The sequence below is a fragment of the Pseudoalteromonas sp. NEC-BIFX-2020_015 genome (assembly GCF_012952265.1).
GTDB classification, from domain to species: Bacteria; Pseudomonadota; Gammaproteobacteria; order Enterobacterales; family Alteromonadaceae; genus Pseudoalteromonas; species Pseudoalteromonas neustonica.
This window is the reverse complement of sequence record NZ_JABCJL010000018.1, coordinates 63,211-83,395: the sequence shown is the minus strand read 5'-3', so window position 1 is coordinate 83,395 and position 20,185 is coordinate 63,211. Positions and strand designations below refer to the sequence as shown.

The 20,185-nt window shown below is 38.2% G+C and carries 20 protein-coding genes and 4 tRNA genes; 8 read left to right on the top strand and 16 right to left on the bottom strand.

From position 1 onward, the window contains the following. Position 1 precedes the first annotated feature (1 nt). The 7 genes from rsxB to HH219_RS14080 form a co-directional block, all read right to left on the bottom strand. The gene (rsxB, locus tag HH219_RS14110; protein ID WP_054205711.1) at positions 2–556 is read right to left on the bottom strand and encodes an electron transport complex subunit RsxB; all 555 of its coding nucleotides are present in this window, start codon (positions 554–556) and stop codon (positions 2–4) included. A gap of 1 nt (position 557) precedes the next feature. Further along, on the bottom strand, positions 558–1,139 hold the full coding sequence (gene rsxA, locus HH219_RS14105; RefSeq protein WP_054205712.1) for an electron transport complex subunit RsxA: 582 nt from the start codon (positions 1,137–1,139) through the stop codon (positions 558–560). Between the two features lie 516 nt (positions 1,140–1,655). Beyond that, positions 1,656–3,599 carry a GGDEF domain-containing protein gene (locus HH219_RS14100; RefSeq protein WP_054205713.1) on the bottom strand — a complete coding sequence of 648 codons (1,944 nt, stop codon included), beginning with the start codon at positions 3,597–3,599 and terminating at the stop codon, positions 1,656–1,658. Positions 3,600–3,756: 157 nt separating this feature from the next. Then, a tRNA-Asn gene (locus HH219_RS14095) sits at positions 3,757–3,833 on the bottom strand. Between the two features lie 21 nt (positions 3,834–3,854). After that, positions 3,855–3,931, bottom strand: a tRNA-Asn gene (locus HH219_RS14090). 23 nt (positions 3,932–3,954) lie between these two features. Further along, positions 3,955–4,031: transfer RNA gene (locus tag HH219_RS14085), tRNA-Asn, on the bottom strand. A gap of 21 nt (positions 4,032–4,052) precedes the next feature. Further along, positions 4,053–4,129: transfer RNA gene (locus HH219_RS14080), tRNA-Asn, on the bottom strand. 1,086 nt (positions 4,130–5,215) lie between these two features. On the opposite strand from HH219_RS14080, the gene HH219_RS14075 reads away from it, so the two are divergent. The 5 genes from HH219_RS14075 (at position 5,216) to HH219_RS14055 (ending at position 11,304) form a co-directional block, all read left to right on the top strand. Further along, entirely contained in the window at positions 5,216–6,595 is a 1,380-nt protein-coding gene (locus HH219_RS14075; RefSeq protein WP_169327829.1) for an MATE family efflux transporter, read from the top strand. Then, entirely contained in the window at positions 6,592–8,592 is a 2,001-nt protein-coding gene (gene uvrB, locus HH219_RS14070) for an excinuclease ABC subunit UvrB (RefSeq protein WP_054205715.1), read from the top strand. The genes HH219_RS14075 and uvrB overlap by 4 nt, the downstream gene beginning before the upstream one ends. Beyond that, on the top strand, positions 8,585–9,520 hold the full coding sequence (locus HH219_RS14065) for a class I SAM-dependent methyltransferase (RefSeq protein WP_169327828.1): 936 nt from the start codon (positions 8,585–8,587) through the stop codon (positions 9,518–9,520). The genes uvrB and HH219_RS14065 overlap by 8 nt, the downstream gene beginning before the upstream one ends. After that, positions 9,521–10,195, top strand: a complete 675-nt coding sequence (locus HH219_RS14060) for a tRNA (adenine(22)-N(1))-methyltransferase TrmK (protein ID WP_169327827.1) — start codon at positions 9,521–9,523, stop codon at positions 10,193–10,195. A 92-nt stretch (positions 10,196–10,287) separates the two neighbouring features. Next, a complete protein-coding gene (locus tag HH219_RS14055) occupies positions 10,288–11,304 on the top strand; it encodes a hypothetical protein (RefSeq protein WP_169327826.1) in 1,017 nt (338 codons plus the stop codon). On the opposite strand, the gene HH219_RS14050 is transcribed toward HH219_RS14055, so the two are convergent. Then, positions 11,299–11,541: a hypothetical protein gene (locus HH219_RS14050; protein ID WP_054205719.1), complete on the bottom strand. Its 243-nt coding sequence runs from the start codon at positions 11,539–11,541 to the stop codon at positions 11,299–11,301. The genes HH219_RS14055 and HH219_RS14050 overlap by 6 nt on opposite strands. A gap of 203 nt (positions 11,542–11,744) precedes the next feature. Here HH219_RS14050 and HH219_RS14045 point away from each other — a divergent pair, with 203 nt between their 5' ends. Then, positions 11,745–12,194, top strand: coding sequence for an isoprenylcysteine carboxylmethyltransferase family protein (locus tag HH219_RS14045; protein WP_054205720.1), 450 nt, complete (start codon positions 11,745–11,747; stop codon positions 12,192–12,194). Between the two features lie 349 nt (positions 12,195–12,543). On the opposite strand, the gene queC is transcribed toward HH219_RS14045, so the two are convergent. Continuing rightward, complete coding sequence (gene queC, locus HH219_RS14040) at positions 12,544–13,224, bottom strand: 7-cyano-7-deazaguanine synthase QueC (protein ID WP_269432724.1); 681 nt, start codon at positions 13,222–13,224, stop codon at positions 12,544–12,546. Positions 13,225–13,354: 130 nt separating this feature from the next. On the opposite strand from queC, the gene queE reads away from it, so the two are divergent. Together queE and HH219_RS14030 are read left to right on the top strand one after the other, a co-directional pair. Continuing rightward, positions 13,355–14,020: a 7-carboxy-7-deazaguanine synthase QueE gene (gene queE, locus HH219_RS14035; protein ID WP_169327825.1), complete on the top strand. Its 666-nt coding sequence runs from the start codon at positions 13,355–13,357 to the stop codon at positions 14,018–14,020. 272 nt (positions 14,021–14,292) lie between these two features. Next, complete coding sequence (locus HH219_RS14030) at positions 14,293–15,036, top strand: class I SAM-dependent methyltransferase (RefSeq protein WP_169327824.1); 744 nt, start codon at positions 14,293–14,295, stop codon at positions 15,034–15,036. Between the two features lie 528 nt (positions 15,037–15,564). Here the strand turns inward: HH219_RS14030 and HH219_RS14025 are convergent. The 7 genes from HH219_RS14025 to HH219_RS13995 all read right to left on the bottom strand — a co-directional run bounded on the left by HH219_RS14025 (position 15,565) and on the right by HH219_RS13995 (position 20,153). Next, entirely contained in the window at positions 15,565–15,933 is a 369-nt protein-coding gene (locus HH219_RS14025; RefSeq protein WP_169327823.1) for a LysM domain-containing protein, read from the bottom strand. A gap of 354 nt (positions 15,934–16,287) precedes the next feature. Next, positions 16,288–17,145: a glycosyl hydrolase family 18 protein gene (locus tag HH219_RS14020; RefSeq protein WP_169327822.1), complete on the bottom strand. Its 858-nt coding sequence runs from the start codon at positions 17,143–17,145 to the stop codon at positions 16,288–16,290. Positions 17,146–17,387: 242 nt separating this feature from the next. Continuing rightward, the gene (locus HH219_RS14015) at positions 17,388–17,624 is read right to left on the bottom strand and encodes a hypothetical protein (RefSeq protein WP_169327821.1); all 237 of its coding nucleotides are present in this window, start codon (positions 17,622–17,624) and stop codon (positions 17,388–17,390) included. Between the two features lie 261 nt (positions 17,625–17,885). After that, positions 17,886–18,035 carry a hypothetical protein gene (locus HH219_RS14010; RefSeq protein ID WP_169327820.1) on the bottom strand — a complete coding sequence of 50 codons (150 nt, stop codon included), beginning with the start codon at positions 18,033–18,035 and terminating at the stop codon, positions 17,886–17,888. A gap of 248 nt (positions 18,036–18,283) precedes the next feature. Next, positions 18,284–18,904, bottom strand: coding sequence for a hypothetical protein (locus HH219_RS14005; protein WP_054205729.1), 621 nt, complete (start codon positions 18,902–18,904; stop codon positions 18,284–18,286). Between the two features lie 62 nt (positions 18,905–18,966). Continuing rightward, positions 18,967–19,587, bottom strand: a complete 621-nt coding sequence (locus HH219_RS14000) for a hypothetical protein (RefSeq protein WP_169327819.1) — start codon at positions 19,585–19,587, stop codon at positions 18,967–18,969. 59 nt (positions 19,588–19,646) lie between these two features. Further along, a complete protein-coding gene (locus HH219_RS13995) occupies positions 19,647–20,153 on the bottom strand; it encodes a hypothetical protein (protein WP_169327818.1) in 507 nt (168 codons plus the stop codon). Positions 20,154–20,185 lie beyond the last annotated feature (32 nt).

Here is a 20,185-nt window from a genome sequence, read left to right as displayed (position 1 = left end):
CCTAATCTACCTGCGTGATTTCAATTGTATTTAACTGCCATTTCCAATTTTGCTTAGTTTGCTCAATGGGTAGCATATCAATACAGTCTACAGGGCAGGGTTCAACACACAGGTCGCAACCAGTACATTCATCAATAAGCACTGTATGCATTTGGCGTGTAGCACCAACAATGGCATCTACAGGGCAGGCTTGAATACACTTTGTGCAACCAATACATTCATCCTCACGAATATAGGCAACAGTTTTAACCGGCTCAGCTTGTTCGCCGCCAGCTAATGGTTTGGCTTCAACACCCATTAAATCAGCTAGTTTTTTTACTGTTGACTCACCACCTGGAGGGCATTTATTAATCTCGTCACCGTTGGCGATAGCTTCAGCATAAGGACGGCAACCCGGGTAGCCACACTGACCACACTGGGTTTGCGGTAAAATAGTGTCAATTTGTTCTACAATAGGGTTACTTTGTACACGAAAGCGCACAGCGGCAAACCCTAATATCAACCCAAAGATGAGCGCAAGTGAACCAAGCGCAATTAATGCATAAAACAAGGTCATGTTAAAATTTCACTAATCCTGTAAAGCCCATAAAGGCCATAGACATCAAACCAGCTGTGATCATGGCAATTGATGCGCCTTTAAAAGGGGTAGGTACGTCTGCAGCAGCCAAACGTTCACGCAGTGCTGCGAATAAAACAAGTACCATAGAAAAGCCAACGGCAGCACCAAAGCCATATACCGCTGATTGTAAAAATGAGTGATCTTCTTTGATGTTTAGCAAGGCAACACCCAATACTGCACAGTTGGTGGTGATCAAAGGTAAAAATATACCGAGTAAGCGATAAAGTGTCGGGCTGGTTTTTCTAACGACCATTTCAGTAAATTGAACGACCACAGCAATGACTAAAATAAAGCTCATAGTACGCAAAAAGGTAATATCAAGCGGGATCAAAATATATTGATTGACTAAATAGCTTGTTACCGAGGCAAGAGTTAATACAAAAGTGGTTGCAAGTGACATGCCTATAGCGGTATCTAGCTTGCCAGATACCCCCATAAATGGGCATAAACCTAAAAACTGTACTAATACAAAGTTATTAACCAACACAGTGCCGATCAACAGCAAGACATATTCTGTCATGTTCGCCTCAAGCTATAATAAACGTCGACATTATCCTTTTTTATTGGCTGTTTAACAACACGTAGAAGGCAAATATACAAAACCAATGCAATATATACCCAAGCCACCTCAAGATGCAGACTTCAGCGTTTCACAGGTGTTTAATATCAAGGCGTTACTTTGCAACAATGGCAGTCCCTTTTAAGAAGTAACAACGCTGAGAGTAAGCGCCTGTGAAACGCCCAACGGGTTGGCTTAAAAGCAATTTATACTGCGTTACTTTTATAAGGGAATGATTTTAACAAGGGAACAACCATTATTTGCAATCAATGCCTTGCCTAAATTGCTTTTAATTCCAACTGAAACTCGCATCTTGAGGTGGCTTGGGTATAGCTATTGGATTAAGCTAACGAGTGCGTTAAAAGTTAGATACGATTTTGCTACAGAGGGGGATCTTAACCCTGAGATAGCAAAAAGGGCTCTGCATATGCTGGAGCCCTTTTTATATAACTAAGCGTTGAATCTTTTAAGGTGTTTCTATATATCTTTTGGTTTTTCGATGTAATAACCTTGTACGCCATCTAAACATAAAGTTTCAACAATGTGTTTTTCTTCTTGGCTTTCAACACCTTCAGCGAAAACGCTAACCCCAATTCGGTGTGCTAAATCTACCATTAAACGCATGAAATACTGATTGTTTTTATCTTCTTCAAGGCCGCGAGTATAACTTGCATCCATTTTGATAAAATCAGGTTTCAAATCACGGAAAAATTTAAATGAGGTTAAACCAACACCAAACCGCTCAACTGTAATACGCGCACCAACACGATGTATCATATCAATAAAGCGTTTACTGGCTTTAATATTTTGTTGTAAGCCAAACTCACTGACTTCAAATACCAGCTTTGAAGCAATATTCGTCTCTTTAAGTAAGCGCCTTTCTAACCAAATAACAAATTGATCATTATGGGCACTGGATGCAGTAACGTTGAGCCCAAAATATTTTTCAGAGAAATTACGACTTTTGATTTTTTCAAGAGAAGTATCAATAATTAAACGATCAATTTCAATCGCCATATCCAGTTTTTCAGCCATCGCTAAAAATGAGGCCGTAGGAAGAACTTGGTTTTCAGCGGTTTTAAAACGCACTTGTATTTCAGCATAGGCTTTAATACTTTTACCAATTGGCATTATATTCTGCATTACTAAATGAACACGTTCGGCTTCTATTACTTCATTTATAACTTTACGCCAATTTTGATTACCAAAACCAGCACTCACATTATTTACTAAATCAGTTTCGCGCTGTACATGCCATGCATTTGTTTGTTTTGATTGTGCCATGCTCATAGCATTATCTACAATTGAGAGTAACTCTCCCAATGGTTTACCTTTCTCGTAACCAACAATACCTGTGTTTGCCACCGAGCTTAGTTCTTGGTTTTGTTGGTATTGAGTAAAGCGTGATTGTAAATTATCACCAAAACGTTCCGATTCTTTAAGCGGGACATTGGGTAAAACAACCGCAAAATCAGAGCTATTTAAGCGAAACACTTTGCTGTCAGTGTATGTGCCACTAATATGCTTGATAATATCAGCAACAGCTTTGATGTATTCATCACCTCTTTGGTAACCGCGTGTTTGGTTTATTGATTGTAATTCACTACAACGTATCATGGCTAACGAACCAAAGGTGCTCTTTTCACTGCTTTCGATATTCTTTTCATAATACTCTACAAACATATTACGATTGCCCAGCTCAGTTACTACATCTTTATATGCTTCTTGTTTTATAGAATGAGCGGCATTTTCAATATCGTCATGTTTACTTTGTAAAAAGTGAGATAAACGATTAAAGCTCGGAATTAAATCTGCGCCCAGTCGTTTTATCTTACTGTTATCAATCGCTGTTTCAAGACCTGCTTCTACTTGGTTTTGATTAATATAAACATCAATAACTTCTGCTACTGTCATACTGATATTTCTATTTAAGCGTTTGAACATCGCTTTCATAAAAATAACAGGGATGATTGCTACAATGCCTGAAATCAAAATAACGATAAATAGGGCTTGTTGTAACAGGGAAGCAAGGCTAACAGCGTTGATTGTAAATTCTACTTTGATGTCAGCGGCGCTATTAACGGCAAATTGTGGCCGGATAGAATTAAATCTTGATTCAACAAACTTAGCAAAAGCGGGTAGTTGAATAGGGGATTGGATATTGATTACTTCTTTACCGTCGTAATCACGCAATATAAAAGAAGAAAATGTATTTCCATCAGCAAGTGCGCGCTGAATTTTCTCTGGGTTTATTTCAGAGATAGAATGAGAGTTAATATAGTTACTAACTACGAGTTGTGCTTTTTTTTGGGCATTACTTGCAGCACCGTCGAAGGCCGCAGCTATAAAATAACCGCCAACACTTGCAAATAGTAGCCAAGATAACAATTGTATAAATATAAGTTTTTTAAAGCCAGCCATGTCTTAGTCTTTCAGTCGTCCAAAAGGGAAGGAGTCAAATCCTTGATCAATCAAAATTTCTTATACTTGTTAGTATGATTAACAGAGTGTATTAATTTTATATATGTAGGGTAGTGGAATTATACAGGAAAGTCTATTTGATTTGTTCGAGTTAAGTTGGCTCCCCCTCCCCGACTCGAACGGGGGACCTGCGGATTAACAGTCCGTCGCTCTAACCAACTGAGCTAAGGGGGAACTACAATAACTTATATGATTTGGCTCCCCCTCCCCGACTCGAACGGGGGACCTGCGGATTAACAGTCCGTCGCTCTAACCAACTGAGCTAAGGGGGAACTACAATCATATTACATAAACTTGGCTCCCCCTCCCCGACTCGAACGGGGGACCTGCGGATTAACAGTCCGTCGCTCTAACCAACTGAGCTAAGGGGGAATCGTTTATGGTTGAAAAACTTGGCTCCCCCTCCCCGACTCGAACGGGGGACCTGCGGATTAACAGTCCGTCGCTCTAACCAACTGAGCTAAGGGGGAAGCGTATATGCCTTTCAACGGGGCGAAATATTAATGACCGCGCCGCAAACTGTCAACACATAAAAGTCATAAATTAAAAAAAGAAGTCTATTCGATGTTTTTATGTTCGATCTGATGGTTTTATGACAGAGATTGCCTGTTTATTGATTAGTTACCCGCGGTTTAAAAACAGGCAAAACCACAAAAGCGGCTGTTATTTAAACAAACGCGATAATTGAATAATCACGTAAATGATTATTTGGATACTTAAATGGAGTCAAATTTATAAAACCAGTCTTTTTCTATGAGAATTAAAATAATGTGTTCAGTACTTTTTATTGATTAAATATTAACTTCTTGATTTGTTCCGAACTGTATTTATAGATGAACAAGTAAAATAAAGAGAGCCTTAATAAAAATACGTTAGTAACGCGGTGGCATGCTTTCATTTCAAATTATTGTGGTAGTTATATTTAAAAACAGCTAACTAGCTTATATGGAGTGTATAGAAAAGAGGTTTAGTGAGACTCAAAGATAGTGTATTTACACGCTAAGTTTGTTTTTTGAGCTGTTTAAGTCAATTCTGTTAAAGTTAGTATTTGCCAACTAAGTTATAGAGTAGTATTTGAGGTTGCTTCAGAAGCCTTTATAAATGCGGCTTTGAGAGAGTTATCCACGGTTTCTGTGGATAACTCTGTTTATGAAACTTTAAGAACATCTGCGGGACTACTGTTCTAGGGCTCTGTAAGGATATCAAGCATTAAAATCAGTTTTTTTTAATACTTATAAAACAGTGATTTAATAAAGCATTGTAAAAGTAGCGCCTTTGATGAGTAAATTTATTCGTGACGATTTGATATACAAAATTATTGTGTAAAAAATCAGCGTTTCACGCAGCGTTTTTGTAATTTTAGTTATCTAAATGTATTTTTATTGTTTTAATAGGGGTTTAATACAAATTTATTTATGAAGGGCGTAAAAAAGTAAGTTTTCCTTACTTTATCAGCGGTTTTCTAACTCAATTTACATTCAGTGTATAAATGCGTGGCTTGCAAAGCGATGATGCTTTAAAATAGTCTGCTTAGTAAAAGAGGCTTATTTATTCTCATGCGTGCAACCTTGCAGACCAAAACATCTCCCGATTTATTAAATACCCCCATATTACCAACATTGAAAAAAATGACGATCCCGATGATATTCGGCATGATCACGTTAATGATGTTTAATATCGTTGATACATTTTTTATTAGTTTACTTGGAACAGAACCCTTAGCTGCGGTGAGTTTTACCTTTCCGGTTACGTTTACCGTCATTAGTTTGGCGATCGGGCTTGGCATTGGTACATCAGCTGTTATTGCTAAAGCGCTGGGGAGTAATAAATTAGAAGAAGCACGTTTTGATGCCAGCATGGCATTGTTAATTGCAGTGGTAATGGTGTTGTGTTTATCGTTGCTGGGTTATGTGCTGATCAATCCAATATTTACTTTATTAGGTGCCAGTGAACAGGTATTGCCGTTTATCCATGATTATATGAGTGTTTGGTTTATTGGTAGTGTATTTTTAATTACGCCAATGGTTGGTAACTCAGTGTTGAGGGCCAGTGGTGATACAACAACACCCAGTATTGTAATGGGCGGGGCAGGGCTGATTAATGCGGTGCTTGATCCAATGCTTATTTTTGGTTTCGGACCCATTCCCGCACTAGGTATTCAAGGCGCAGCAATAGCCAGTGTCATTGCGTGGTCTGTGGCTGTAGTGATCATTTTATATTTACTAGCCGTAAAAAAAAGGCTTCTCAGTTTAAAAGCAAAAAAACAAACTGCGATAAGTTCAATTCGTAAAATTTTAAAAATTGGATTACCAGCAGCGGGCGCTAATATGCTTACTCCTATTGCAATGGCGATCATGACGATGCTTGTGGCGTTTCATGGGCCAGAGGCCGTTGCGGCATTTGGGGTCGGAAGTCGGATTGAGTCAATTGCTAGTTTAGTGGTGTTAGCTTTATCGATGACTTTACCGCCGTTTATCAGCCAAAACTTTGGAGCAGGTAAACTTGGACGAGTTAAAGAAGCTTATACAACAACTTTAAAGTTTGTGATGATCTGGCAATTTATTATTTATTTAGTATTGATTGCATGCGCGGGGGTAATCAGTCAATTGTTCGGTAAAGAGCAAGTGGTTATCGATGTTATACAATTATTTATATATATTTTGCCGCTGAGTTATGGTTTTCAAGGTGTTATTATTTTATCAAATTCGTCATTCAACGCGTTGCATAAACCAATGAATGCATTGTTTTTAAGTGTGATTAGATTATTTATATTTTATATCCCTTTTGCTTATTTAGGTAATGAGCTTGCAGGTCTGAAGGGGCTATTAATTGGTGCAGCTATTGGTAATGTTTTTACCGGTATAGTGGCATATAAATGGTTTATGAAAGAGCTTAATGCAATAAGTAATCAACCAATTAAGGAGTGCCATGCATGAGTGACCATTTTCAATTGGTATCAAAATTTACCCCTAGTGGCGACCAACCAAGCGCGATTGCTCAGTTGTGTGAAGGGCTAGAAGCTGGCCTTGCTCATCAAACTTTGTTAGGCGCAACGGGCACGGGTAAAACGTTTACAATGGCTAACATAATAAGTGATTTGAATCGTCCAACGATCATCATGGCACATAATAAAACGTTAGCAGCGCAGCTATATGGCGAGATGAAAGAGTTTTTTCCTCATAACGCAGTTGAATATTTTGTATCGTATTATGATTACTATCAGCCTGAGGCGTATGTAGTTTCAAGTGACACATTTATTGAAAAAGATGCATCAATTAACGAACACATAGAACAAATGCGGCTCAGTGCAACAAAAGCGTTATTAGAGCGCCGGGATACGATTATTGTGGCATCGGTATCAGCTATTTATGGTTTGGGCGATCCTAAATCATATATGAAGATGATGCTGTTATTAAAAGTAGGCGAAAAAGTTGATCAGCGCGATATGCTGCGTCGCTTAGCTGAAATTCAATATACACGTAACGATATTGATTTTAGTCGTGGTACTTACCGCGTTCGTGGTGAAGTTGTGGACATTTTTCCTGCGGAGTCAGACACGTTTGCAGTACGAGTAGAAATGTTTGATGATGAAATAGAACGCTTGAGCATTTTTGACCCATTAACGGGCGCTGTTGAGAAACACATTGTCCGTGCAACTATCTATCCTAAAACGCACTACGTGACACCTAGAGAAAAAATTCTTGATGCGGTTGAGCATATCAAGGCTGAATTAAAAGATCGTCGTGCGCAGTTGCTCAGTGCGAATAAGTTAGTCGAGGAGCAGCGAGTTGCACAACGCACTCAGTACGATATTGAAATGATGACCGAGCTGGGTTATTGCTCAGGCATAGAAAACTACAGTCGCTATTTATCAGGACGTACACCGGGCGATCCACCACCAACTTTACTCGATTATTTACCTGATGATGCATTGATGATCATCGATGAGTCCCACGTTACAGTGTCGCAAATAGGCGCCATGTATAAAGGCGACCGTAGTCGTAAAGAAAACCTCGTAGAATATGGTTTTCGTATGCCATCAGCAATGGATAACCGACCACTGCGTTTTGAAGAATTTGAAGCAATTGCACCGCAAACTATTTATGTCTCAGCAACCCCTGGTGATTTTGAGCTTGAACGCTGCGGTGATGACATTGCTGAGCAAGTTATTCGCCCAACGGGCTTACTTGACCCACAAATTGAAGTGCGTCCAGTAGCTACACAAGTTGATGATTTACTGTCGGAGATATACAAGCGCGTTGAGATTGATGAACGGGTATTAGTAACCACGTTGACTAAACGTATGTCAGAAGATTTAACCGATTACCTTGCTGAGCATGATGTAAAAGTGCGTTACTTGCATTCGGATATAGATACTGTTGAGCGGATTGAGATAATTCGTGATTTTAGGGCCGGTGTATTTGATGTGTTAGTGGGCATTAACTTACTTCGAGAAGGTTTAGATATGCCAGAAGTGTCGCTTGTTGCGATACTTGATGCAGATAAAGAAGGCTTTTTACGTTCAGCACGCGCAATTATTCAAACGATTGGCCGTGCCGCTCGTCATCTTAATGGTCGTGCAATTTTATATGGCGATCGCGTGACTAAATCAATGGCTAAAGCGATTGACGAAACGCAGCGCCGCCGTGAGATCCAACATGCTTATAATGTAAAGCATGGCCTTGAGCCACAAGCGTTAATTAAGAAAATCACCGATATTATGGATACCGGCGAACAAGCGGGTCCAAAAGACAATTTAAAACTGATCCGTAAAGAAAGTAAACAAGTGCTAAGCGCTAAAGAGATTGCAGTGCAAATCAAGCAACTTGATGCAAAAATGCATGCCTATGCCAGTGACTTAGAATTTGAAAAAGCCGCATCTGTACGTGATGAAATCCATGAACTACAACAACAGTTAATTAAAAATGCATAATTTTACACCCCTTATTACAGCACTCGAAGGTGCGCCTTTGGCAAACAATGAACTTTGCCGTGTTTTTCATGGCCGTGGGCACACTACGCCGCAATTAAGTCATTTAAATATTGATTTTTATCCGCCATGTTTATTTTTAGTATCGTATGAAGAAGTGGATGAGCAAACATTATCGCAGTTAAGCGAGCTTGTATGGCAGTGGTCACAAACGCACGCAAAAGAACTCGTTACGTCGCTGGTGTTTCAACAGCGCGCAGGCCTACAAACAAAAAACAGCTTGTTATATGGCGAGTTACCACAACCGCATACAGTAAAAGAAGGCGCTGCGACCTTTTTAGTTGACTTAATGAGCCGCCAAAATACCGGTATTTTCCCTGATATGCGCAGTGGTCGAGAGTTTGTGCAAGCGCAGAGTAAACACGCTAAGGTGCTTAACTTATTTTCGTACACGTGTGGGTTTTCAGTGGCGGCAATGCATGGTGGTGCAGATAGTGTTGTAAACATGGATATGAATAAAGGAGTGCTACGCACTGGCAAACAAAATCACCAATTAAATGGCTTTGATCGCGGTGTAAGTTTTTTACCGCACGATATTTTAAAATCGTTTGGCAAGCTCAAAAAAGCAGGGCCTTTTGATTTAATTATTGTTGATCCACCCAGCTTTCAAAAAGGCAGCTTTATACTCACTAAAGATTATCAAAAAGTATTGCGTCGCTTGCCAGAGGTACTCAATAGCAACACGCAGCTATTGTTATGCGCTAACAGCCCAGAATTAAGCGAAGAGTCGTTTAAAATGCTCATTAGCGAGCATACGCAAGGTGCAATTGAGTTTGTTAAACGTTTAGCACCTACGCAAGGTTTTGTTGATGTAGACAGTGATAGAAGCTTAAAAGTGTTGATCTATAAAACGTCGCAATCGTCACTATAAATGAAATTGAGTAACCGCCTTAATACTATAAACACATTGATCACAGAGTCTTACGATGTCATTTGGGATTGTTGCTGTGATCATGGGTTTTTAGGTATGGCGATTTTAAAGCGCAATCTTGCGGATAAAATTATTTTTGTTGATATTGTGCCTGCATTAATGGCTGATTTGAGCAAAACATTAACTCGTTTTAGCTGCGCGCAAACAGCTAAACAGTGGCAGGTAAAGTGTCAGGACGTTGGCAGTCTTGAACTAACTCCTTCAGCAAAGCAACTTGTTATTATTGCTGGTGTGGGAGGGGAATTATTGCTTAAGTTAGTACAGCAAATAATAATAAATAACACCAATCATGATTTATCAAAATTAAGCTTTATTTTATGCCCAGTACATCATACTTATAGCTTGAGAAAAGGGCTGCATGAATTAGGCTTAGGCTTAGTTACAGAGCAAATAGTATTAGAAAATAAACGTTTTTATGAAGTTTTACACGTTAGTTTTGAAAGCGAACAACCTATTAGCTCAACAGGTACAATTATGTGGGAAGAAAACAACACAGCTCATAGAATGTATCTTTGCCAGTTAATTAAGCATTACACACGTATGATAAATAAAGACCCTGCATATTTTCAAAACGTGCTTAATGATTATCAACAATTAGTTGAATTAAAAACCTAAAATAACAGGTCTTGTGTGATCTATTTGTCATATTACTCTCGTAGAGTACATATAATTTACGCCTGCCTTGCGCAAATATATTTGGTTTATTTATGCTCGATAAAAACACACAGATTGGTTCACATCCAAAAAATAACACTAAATGGCCACAAAGCTTTGAGCAGCCAATTTCATATGCACCGTTGGTACAACTTGCTAATAAAAATTGGGTTGTACCGCAGCACTTTTTACGTTATCAACACTCTCTCGACAGTGTTAATGAAGTACTAAGTAATATTGAGTTTTCAGCTCACTTTAGGGTACTAGCAGCCAAAAAAGACAATCAAATTTATCTGCAAGTTGCGATACTTAGCCCTGATAATTACCAAAGCGGCAACAAAGCTAAAAAACTGCTGTTTGGTAGGCGTTGGTATGTTGAAGAAAACTTGCCTACGTCAGAGCTGATTCAAACTGTTTTGCTGGCTTTAAAAGTTGCAAGAGAGCACGAAGTACGTGAACTTTTTCAGTTAACACACGAAAGTGGTTTAAGTACGCCATTTAATAACCATCATGATTTGCCTTTAATGGCGCAAAATTCGGAATTGATTTGTAATCAAAATGATCAAGTTAATGACATTGATGCCATTGTCGCGCGATGTATATTTGCAGGTGAGCAGTTACGTTTAATTGCAATACAGGCTATCAATAGCGATAACTACTTATACACAGTACAACTTACGTGCGATGAGTGTCAGTTAGGTGAGTTTAATGCTAAGACGGTTGTATTTTTGGCATCAGATAGCTCAGCAAACGGTTTTTTACATGGCTTAATAAATGCGTTAATTAAAATCAGTAATGATTATGTTAACGAGCATTTTAAATACAATGGATTTGCGCGTTTTAGCCAGCACGTTGTAGCTGAGCAAATAGGGCTGCTAAGTGTTGTGCTGCGCTCTCATAATGCACTAAATTTGTGTTCATTAGGTAAGCAGTCTGCAAATCAACTTAATTTTGAAATTGACAGTGGTAGAGCGCCCCAAGGATGTAATCAAGCTATCAGTGGTTTTTTAGCTGCTCATGGGATTGAGCAGCCAGAAAATGCGCACTTATACCAATTTAACGTGTTATAGCTTATTTATTTCTTGTTTTACCGCAAAGCTAGAATCAGTCACGATAGCTTCAAGCGTTTGTACTCGTTCTTTGAGTGCAAGCACTTCAGCGTTTACCGCGCTCAGTTGTTTGTTTGAATCACTGTTGTTATTTTGCATCTTGTGTTTAAACTCAAGGTGCTTTTTATACATATCGTAAATCACACCTGAACCTACAGATATAAATACGATTAACACTATCATCGTAGTACCAGACATAACTTCTTTCCTTAAAATACCGTTGTTAGCACAAAGTATAACCTTATATTTGCGAGTATAAAGCTGACAATTGTAACTTAATTTGTAAATATGCTTTGTTTCGATCTGGTTTTGGCGAAATAGCACGTGTTAAATTATACAATGGCCCCATATTTATTGAATCGTACTTATCTATGCTTATCAGCGAAAGTGAATAAATAATTATGCTAAAAAATAAAATTCCCCCCGTTATTGTTGTACTGTTTTTTGCCGTACTAATGGCGATCATTGCACATTACAGCGTGATTGATTTTACTACTTTTATTGTTTATTTAGCTGTAGTGTTAGTAGTCATTGGCAGCATATTTTGTATTGCGGGTGTAGTGAGTTTTCGTTTAGCAAAAACTACGGTTAATCCAAGTAAGCCAGAGCAAGCCACACGCTTAGTAAGCAAGGGTATTTATAAATACACTCGTAACCCTATGTATGTTGGTTTTGCATTTATACTCGCAGGCTGGGGTGTCTGGTTGGGTTCTTTATGGGCTATTTTGTGTGTGTTTGGGTTTGTTTTTTATTTGACGGTGTTTCAAATAATTCCAGAGGAACATGCACTACAAAGGTTATTTGGGCAAGACTACAGTGACTACAAAGCGCGGGTAAGGCGTTGGCTTTAAGTAAAAAGGCTATTGTTATACCCAAACCACCTCAATATGCAGACTTCAGCGTTTCACAGGTGTTTAATATCAAGGCGTTACTTTGCAATAATGGCAGTCCCTTTTAAGAAGTAACAACGATGAGAGTAAGCGCCTGTGAAACGCCCAACGGGTTGGTTTAAAAGCGATTTATACTGCGTTATTGATTTTAACAAGGGAACAACCATTATTTGCAATCAATGCCTTGCCTGAATCGCTTTTAACTCCAACTGAAACTGCATCTTGAGGTGGCTTGGGTATATAATAAAATAATAGCCTCTATATACCCAAACATCGTAAATTTATAAATCTTGCTTGGGCTAATATTTAGTTATTCGTACTCAATTGGATCTGTCATGTTATTCAGAGTAAATGCTTCTAAACGTTCTTGGCAAGCACCACATTTACCACAAGCCTTTTCACGACCGTTATAGCAGGTCCATGTTTGGCTATAATCTAAACCCATTTTGATACCATCGGTTAGAATATCTATTTTAGTGTTGTTCAAGTATGGGCTGAAAATTTCCACTGCATCGTAGTTAGCAATACGGCAAACATCATCCATCTTTTGTACAAACTCAGGACGGCAATCTGGGTAAATAGCATGATCTCCAGAGTGAGCGCCATAATAAACTTGGCTCGCTTTTAGCGATACAGCATAACCTACGGCCAGTGATAGCAAAATCATGTTGCGGTTAGGCACTATGGTGCTTTTCATGTTCTCAGCTTCGTAGTGACCTTCAGGGACTTCAATATCGTCAGTTAACGACGAGCCGCCAATTAATTGATTAATTGCTGAAATATCAACGATTTTGTGCGGAACGTTTAATTTTTCACACACATTTGCAGCAACTTTAAGCTCTTTTACATGACGCTGACCATAGTCAAATGACAGGGCATAAACATCGTGGCCTTGCTGCAGGGCTTTATTTAATACGGTAAATGAGTCCATACCGCCGGAATAAATCACAACTACTTTTTGCGTCATAACTGTTTTGCTCTTAGTTTTAATAGAGGTTTATATCAGGGCGCGATATACTACACGGCTGGGGCATAAATAACAATTTTTGACCGTGGTTTTTGATTTTTCAAATCAGGGTACTGTGCTCGTAATAAATGCCAAGCAGTAAGTGAGATGTCTTTTGTACAAAATTAATGAAATATTCGAAACAATCCAAGGTGAAGCGAGTTTTACAGGCACGCCTTCGATCTTTTTGCGTTTGCAAGGTTGCCCTGTGGGCTGTGCTTGGTGTGATACTAAACAAACGTGGGAAGTAGACAATGTATTTAAAGTCTCTCTGGATGAAACCGTTGAAAAAAAAGCCGATTCAGATCACTGGGCAGATGCATCTGCAGAACAAATTTTAGCGCTATTTGCAGCGCGTGGCTATCGTGCAAAGCATGTGGTGATCACTGGTGGCGAGCCATGTATGTACGACTTAAATCCTGTCTGTAATTTACTGCATGAAAATGGCTTTAGTACACAGATTGAAACCAGCGGCACATTTGAGATTTTAGCCCCAGCACAAACGTGGGTTACTGTTTCACCTAAAATTAATATGCGTGGCGGCTACGAGGTGCTCAGTGCAGCAATGAAGCGCGCTGATGAAATAAAACACCCCATCGCGATGCAAAAGCACGTAGAAGAACTTGAAGAGTTATTCGCTAAAACAGGCGTAAGCCCTAAACTTGTTTACCTGCAACCAATTAGCCAAAAGGTATCAGCTACAAAACTGGCGATTGAAACTTGTATTGAAAAAAACTGGCGCTTATCAGTGCAAGTACACAAATATTTAGGAATAAGCTAAGCGGCTGCGCCGGGTTAGCGGGGCTGTAAGTTTTCATCCGTAAGCCTTAATTTTAGCCTGGTGTTAAAATAAAGCTGAGTAGGTTGAGTTGGGTACAACGAAACCCAACAAACCACTTTACTTATACCAACTAGCTTAGATATAGGGTCTACTTAATTCGTTAAATTGTTCGAATATTTATACAGATTAGTATGATATATCCACTTCGTAAATCGTGATAATTAGTTTATTATGCGCGACTCAATATACACACTACAAACGACTAGGCTTATATGTCCGCAAACGCGCTATACACAGATCTCTCCGATTACTATGACTTAATGTGCGCAGATATAGATTATCAAGCCCAAAGCTCTTCTATTCATAGGTTGCACCAAATCTTTGGTAATAAGGGAAATACGCATCTTGATTTAGCGTGCGGCACGGGCCCGCATGTTCGTCATTTTATTAACTACGGTTATCAAAGTAGTGGACTCGACATAAATCAACCAATGCTAGACAGAGCAACAATTCGCTGCCCAGAAGCGCAATTCTCACTGCAAAACATGAGTGAATTTGTTGTCACTGAGCAATTGGATTTAATTACCTGCTTTTTGTATTCAATCCATTACTGTGATGGTATTGATAAATTAAAAGAATGTATTGTTAGTGCACACAAGGCATTAAAAGATGGCGGTATATTTTGCTTTAACGTCGTTGACAAAAATAAAATAGATAGTGATTCATCTGTAGAGCATACCGCTGAAAACGAAAATAGTTTATTCACATTTCGCTCAGGATGGAGCTACAGTGGCAGTGGCGAAAAACAGTCATTAAAGCTCAGTATTACAAAAGTAACAGCAGACGACACTCTCGTATGGCACGATGAACATCCGATGGTTGCTTTGGGCTTTGCCGAGTTAAAAGAAGCCCTAAAGCCTTACTTTGAAATACATGTGTTTGCGCATGATTATGAAAAAATAACCGCTTGGGATGAAAGATCAGGCAATGCTATTTTTGCTTGTGTAAAAATTTAAAGTAGAAAGTAGAAAGTAGAAAGTAGAAAGTAGAAAGTAGAAAGTAGAAAGTAGAAAGTAGAAAATAAAAAGTAAAGCCAAACTTTGTTAGTCTCATATCAGATACTTACCTATTAGCAATTAAGTTAAGTAGCATCAACGATCAGTGTAAAGGACTGCATTGAATAGTAGACTGGTGCGGCCATTATATAGGCCCAAAGATATAAAAAAGCAACGTAAAAAAACAGCTCTCTATATTGAATATAGAGGAAGCGCAATGGCTTGAATCAATAAAATGATTTAGGTATCAATACTCAAGTTTTTTAGGTAGTAAACAACAGTTAAAACTAGAAGTCGCAACCAAGGATGTAAAATGCTACAAAGGCGTAGGCTGAGCAGTTGCAGTGCCATCAATAACTTAAGTAATAAACTCTTCAACAAAGCATTTATTTAAGTTAGTTTTTATTCGTCTAGCGTATAAAAACGTGTATTTCCTCTTAGTATATAGATGTAGTTTATTAGTATATTATGGCGCTACCGTTAAGGTATTCAATGCGGTGTGTAGGGAATAGATAAAACTTGGTTCACCTTTAACTTGCTTAGATCTAGCGTTTTTTTATGTTTGCTTATTGCGTAGTTGTGGTTAATTAAATCGAGTACCGTAAGTGTTGCAGTATTGGCTAACCCCTCACAAATTGACTTCGTAGTATCGCCTATCCGAGTTTGATATATAAAATGCCCGCCTGCTGAGTAGTAAGGTATTTTGAGCAAAGTGTTTTCTGATAGAGGGTCGAAGTTAACTTCAGGGTTAACTGCTATAACGTCTTTAACTCCAACACCTGCACTGGCTCTTATTGAAATTGTGATCAGTGTAAGGGTGTCACCTGGTTGAACTGTATAATGTAATACGGAATGCATAGCGTTTATCCTTGATATGTATGGAAAGTTAGTTGGGGAAATATATTTTTAAAGATAACAAAGAGCTAGGTTACACATGGTTAATAAGCTGCGTTTACTATAAATCATTCATTTTACCAACATGGTAAAATGAATGATTTTATTAGTAAAAGTGACATTTTGCGTATTTTCCCGCCACTCTGCTTCATTAAATAGGCTGAAATATTCACAGATCTTAAATCTTGATTTTACACACCAAAAAACGCAAAAAAGAGAAGTGTGTTTTTCTTTACTGTGTTATCAATGTGTACAAGGAGTGTTCCTACTTATAATACACTACGGTAAAGCATAGGATTTGTGAAATACAGCAAAAGGTCAGATAGTATCTTTTACCGCTTTAACAAACTGATAGTTTGTTTGTGCATCTAAATTAATACTCCAAACCATAGCACCACCAAACTGTGGGTCTTTGTAAATAGCTTGGTATTGATCGCTAATTAACGGGTAAATATTTGCAGGAACATCAGGAACAGTAAAAATACTTGTTCCGGCCGCATCTCTATTAGCTGGCTCACCAATCACAATTAGAGTCTCTGTAGGAATAGACTTTTTAAAGTTAATAAAACTTTTAGATATAAAGTCCACATTTGTTTCTTTACTGCCATCAATATCAGGGGATGGATTGTTGTATGCCTGAATAAACAAATAATCAAAACGATTATTATTTATTGCCTGATCGTACATACGACAATGACCAGTCGAAACCAAGTATAAATCAGAACCTGGAACGCGTTGATTTACCTGAGGAGCAGCTGTAATAAGCAATGTTGGAGCAAGTTGTTTTATGGCCTGACAAAGCTCATCCAAATATTTACCATCACCATTAATTTCCAAATCAAAATCTACGCCAGTGAAACCATAATCTGTTAGGTATTCAACTAGATTCTGAGCAAGCACGACTGTTGGAAGGTTATTTGGATTATAGGTATTGTTTGCACCACCGGCTGAAAACAATACCTGCTTTGCCCCCTTTGATTTGGCTTTTTTTATGTCTGCTTTCAGCTGGGCTGGTGAACTAAACACGGAAGAAGCGCCGTCTGCAATACCAATATCTAAGCCATTAATTTTACCAAACGCTAACACAATCGCGGTATAACCTTGCTCTGCAGCTTGTGTAAAAGAGATGTTTGACCAGCTTTGTAGATAGCCAACCATAAGTGCATTATTATTCATATAAATATCCTTTGGTGTATATTAGGTCAAGTAAGCATGTTAGATGTTTTACTTTGACTGTAATGAATTGAGTTGTACTAGTTTGTTCAAATAAGGGGAAAATGGGTCGAATTACTTACCCACTTGTTTTGACAAGTTACCTAAAACCCGTCTTAATGGGTTTTAGGTTTTGTTATAGATTAACCTAAACTCGCTTACGGCATTATTAGAAAATCACAACACATACAGATTCTTTGAATTGTTTATCTCGATTTGTATATAACCGTGATTCGTACGCCGGGTGATGAAGTATTTGTCAATGTTGTATTCGCACTTACTCCTCCCACCCATGGCGAATTAGTGATAATGTGTGGCGTGCTATGTTCTGTAGATAATTCAAATGCAGCAAGCTTATTATGAGGAACGGGATCTAAATGTTCTACTGTTACATCTGAAGTCTTTTGAAAAGTAAATGACTCACCAGGTTTTAATGTTTCCATTTTATCTACCTCTTTTTAACTATTTATTATTTATAGACTATTTTTTTTGCCTATAACGATTGGGTGTAAAAAACCAGCGACAGAAGTTTAAAACTCCGTAACCGGTATCAGTTATGTTTTCTATTTTTTTGGCATTACCAATATATTATTTTATTTAATCTCTATGGGTTTAATTCCCCACAGCTTGCTACGGGGTTGTTGGCTTAAAGCTACAGACCTTCTTCATGCCTGTAACTGAGCGTTAAAAGGCAATAAAGTGTATTAATACACTTTATTAATGGTCATCTCTGTCGGAACATCCTTGAACGTAGCTTGTTTACTAGGAGCTAAAGTAGCTGCTCCGGTACCATCCTTTGAATTAGTTTTTAGCTTTACTATCTCGGTTAGATTATTTTGGATGATGAGTGACATATTTATTTTTCCTATTAATTAGTTTTATTTGCAGGCCTTTCAACATTAAAAGGCCACTATCAACTCCCATTAACCAACCAAATTTAAGATATACCTTCCCTATATTTGAGCGATGAGTAGCCCTTTCTTATTAATAATAGGCAATTTAATTGCAGCTCTATTGTTACAAAGATGAACGTAAAATAACGTTGGGGAAGTAAGTGATTAATTTGATTGTTTAGTGATGGGTTAATTCTTTACTTAAAAGTTTATTGCTGACTTTCAATTTTAAAGCTGAAGCCGTCTTCGGCATTACCATTAAGTGAAATGGTTGCTTTAGTGACACCTTCCAGATCCTGCTCAAAGAAGCTATCGGTATTAAGTACCGCTGAATTTAATAACTGGCTTTCTTCAATTTCCGAAGCGACGCCCCAGTACAACTTAGGTTTAAGTACAAACGTTGCTTTTTGACCAAACCCGACGATTCTTTTTTCCATCATCAACTTGCCGTCTTTATATAGCTGAGCACTGATCCCATTAGGTACATTAACACTGTTATTAACATCAATTGACTTAGTGTCTGACGCATTACCATTTGCAGCTAATACTACGCCAGTATCATCTTTATCGACGGTGTAACGCTTACCAATCACCGATGGTAGAACTTGCGTTTTATTTTGTCCTTCTTGCCAAGTCGCTCCAACACTGGTTTCAATTGGAAAAACAAAGGTGCTGGAAGATGCGCGGCCAATATCTGGGATCACTCGCCAGGCCACACCTTCTTTTAACGCATCAAAGGTAGGTGTTTCGTTTTTAGTGAAAACAAAAATTTTAGGTAAGTCTTTGTTCATAGATTTGTTTACATAAGTAATTTCAATATTTGAAGGCATAATTTATCTCTCATTGAGTAAGTGGTTTTAATATTATAAATGGCTTTTTTGCCATAATGGGTTTATTGTTGACTTTCGATTTTAAAGCTGTAACCGTCTTCGGCATTACCATTAAGTGAAATGGTTGCTTTAGTGACACCTTCCAGATCCTGCTCAAAGAAGCTATCGGTATTAAGTACCGCTGAATTTAATAACTGACTTTCTTCAATTTCCGAAGCGACGCCCCAGTACAACTTAGGTTTAAGTACAAACGTTGCTTTTTGACCAAACCCGACGATTCTTTTTTCCATCATCAACTTGCCGTCTTTATATAGCTGAGCACTGATCCCATTAGGTACATTAACACTGTTATTAACATCAATTGACTTAGTGTCTGACGCATTACCATTTGCAGCTAATACTACGCCAGTATCATCTTTATCGACGGTGTAACGCTTACCAATCACCGATGGTAGAACTTGCGTTTTATTTTGTCCTTCTTGCCAAGTCGCTCCAACACTGGTTTCAATTGGAAAAACAAAGGTGCTGGAAGATGCGCGGCCAATATCTGGGATCACTCGCCAGGCCACACCTTCTTTTAACGCATCAAAGGTAGGTGTTTCGTTTTTAGTGAAAACAAAAATTTTAGGTAAGTCTTTGTTCATAGAATTGTTTACATAAGTAATTTCAATATTTGAAGGCATAATTTTCCTACTTGGGTTTGTTGAGGGTTATTTACATGAGTTTGGTTAGCAAACGGCAGCTAACTCGCTTTACTGCTAACATCTGTGCCGTCTGATTTTACTTCCACAGACGTTAAGGTTTTATCAAAAAGTTTCCCTTCAGGGAATGAATTTAACGCAGCTATCACACTTGTAACGCCAGAAACTGATGGCTCATTTAATGGGAAGCTTTTAGTATAAGAAACTTTAGAATCAACACCGTTTGCGGTTTTTAACGTATCGGTTACTACAACTTCCAGTGTCATATTAAATGACTCAGACATAGTAAGTGTTGATGTGCTATCTGTAACAGTCAGTTGAATAGCATCTTGAGCATCACTTGATACGGTCTTAATCATTGAATCTATAGATACAGTAGTGCTGCCTTCCAGCTTATTTTGTTCCGCTTCTTCAGCGACTTTATCCAGTTTGGTTTTAATATTTTTTTGTAAATTAGCATCTGAGCCTAAATGTTCAGTCAATGAAGCCTTAAAAGCTCCTTGATCAACAATTTTATAGCTCGAAGTGATCACAATAGAGTTACTCATTCTTTGTTTCCTTTGGTTGGGTTTATCTAAGG

Excerpts from the sequence above, each read along its gene's own strand:
- rsxB (WP_054205711.1), bottom strand. The coding sequence starts at position 556 with ATGACCTTGTTTTATGCATTAATTGCGCTTGGTTCACTTGCGCTCATC.
- rsxA (WP_054205712.1), bottom strand. The coding sequence starts at position 1,139 with ATGACAGAATATGTCTTGCTGTTGATCGGCACTGTGTTGGTTAATAAC.
- HH219_RS14100 (WP_054205713.1), bottom strand. The coding sequence starts at position 3,599 with ATGGCTGGCTTTAAAAAACTTATATTTATACAATTGTTATCTTGGCTA.
- HH219_RS14075 (WP_169327829.1), top strand. The coding sequence starts at position 5,216 with ATGCGTGCAACCTTGCAGACCAAAACATCTCCCGATTTATTAAATACC.
- uvrB (WP_054205715.1), top strand. The coding sequence starts at position 6,592 with ATGAGTGACCATTTTCAATTGGTATCAAAATTTACCCCTAGTGGCGAC.
- HH219_RS14065 (WP_169327828.1), top strand. The coding sequence starts at position 8,585 with ATGCATAATTTTACACCCCTTATTACAGCACTCGAAGGTGCGCCTTTG.
- HH219_RS14060 (WP_169327827.1), top strand. The coding sequence starts at position 9,521 with ATGAAATTGAGTAACCGCCTTAATACTATAAACACATTGATCACAGAG.
- HH219_RS14055 (WP_169327826.1), top strand. The coding sequence starts at position 10,288 with ATGCTCGATAAAAACACACAGATTGGTTCACATCCAAAAAATAACACT.
- HH219_RS14050 (WP_054205719.1), bottom strand. The coding sequence starts at position 11,541 with ATGTCTGGTACTACGATGATAGTGTTAATCGTATTTATATCTGTAGGT.
- HH219_RS14045 (WP_054205720.1), top strand. The coding sequence starts at position 11,745 with ATGCTAAAAAATAAAATTCCCCCCGTTATTGTTGTACTGTTTTTTGCC.
- HH219_RS14030 (WP_169327824.1), top strand. The coding sequence starts at position 14,293 with ATGTCCGCAAACGCGCTATACACAGATCTCTCCGATTACTATGACTTA.
- HH219_RS14025 (WP_169327823.1), bottom strand. The coding sequence starts at position 15,933 with ATGCATTCCGTATTACATTATACAGTTCAACCAGGTGACACCCTTACA.
- HH219_RS14020 (WP_169327822.1), bottom strand. The coding sequence starts at position 17,145 with ATGAATAATAATGCACTTATGGTTGGCTATCTACAAAGCTGGTCAAAC.
- HH219_RS14015 (WP_169327821.1), bottom strand. The coding sequence starts at position 17,624 with ATGGAAACATTAAAACCTGGTGAGTCATTTACTTTTCAAAAGACTTCA.
- HH219_RS14010 (WP_169327820.1), bottom strand. The coding sequence starts at position 18,035 with ATGTCACTCATCATCCAAAATAATCTAACCGAGATAGTAAAGCTAAAA.
- HH219_RS14005 (WP_054205729.1), bottom strand. The coding sequence starts at position 18,904 with ATGCCTTCAAATATTGAAATTACTTATGTAAACAAATCTATGAACAAA.
- HH219_RS14000 (WP_169327819.1), bottom strand. The coding sequence starts at position 19,587 with ATGCCTTCAAATATTGAAATTACTTATGTAAACAATTCTATGAACAAA.
- HH219_RS13995 (WP_169327818.1), bottom strand. The coding sequence starts at position 20,153 with ATGAGTAACTCTATTGTGATCACTTCGAGCTATAAAATTGTTGATCAA.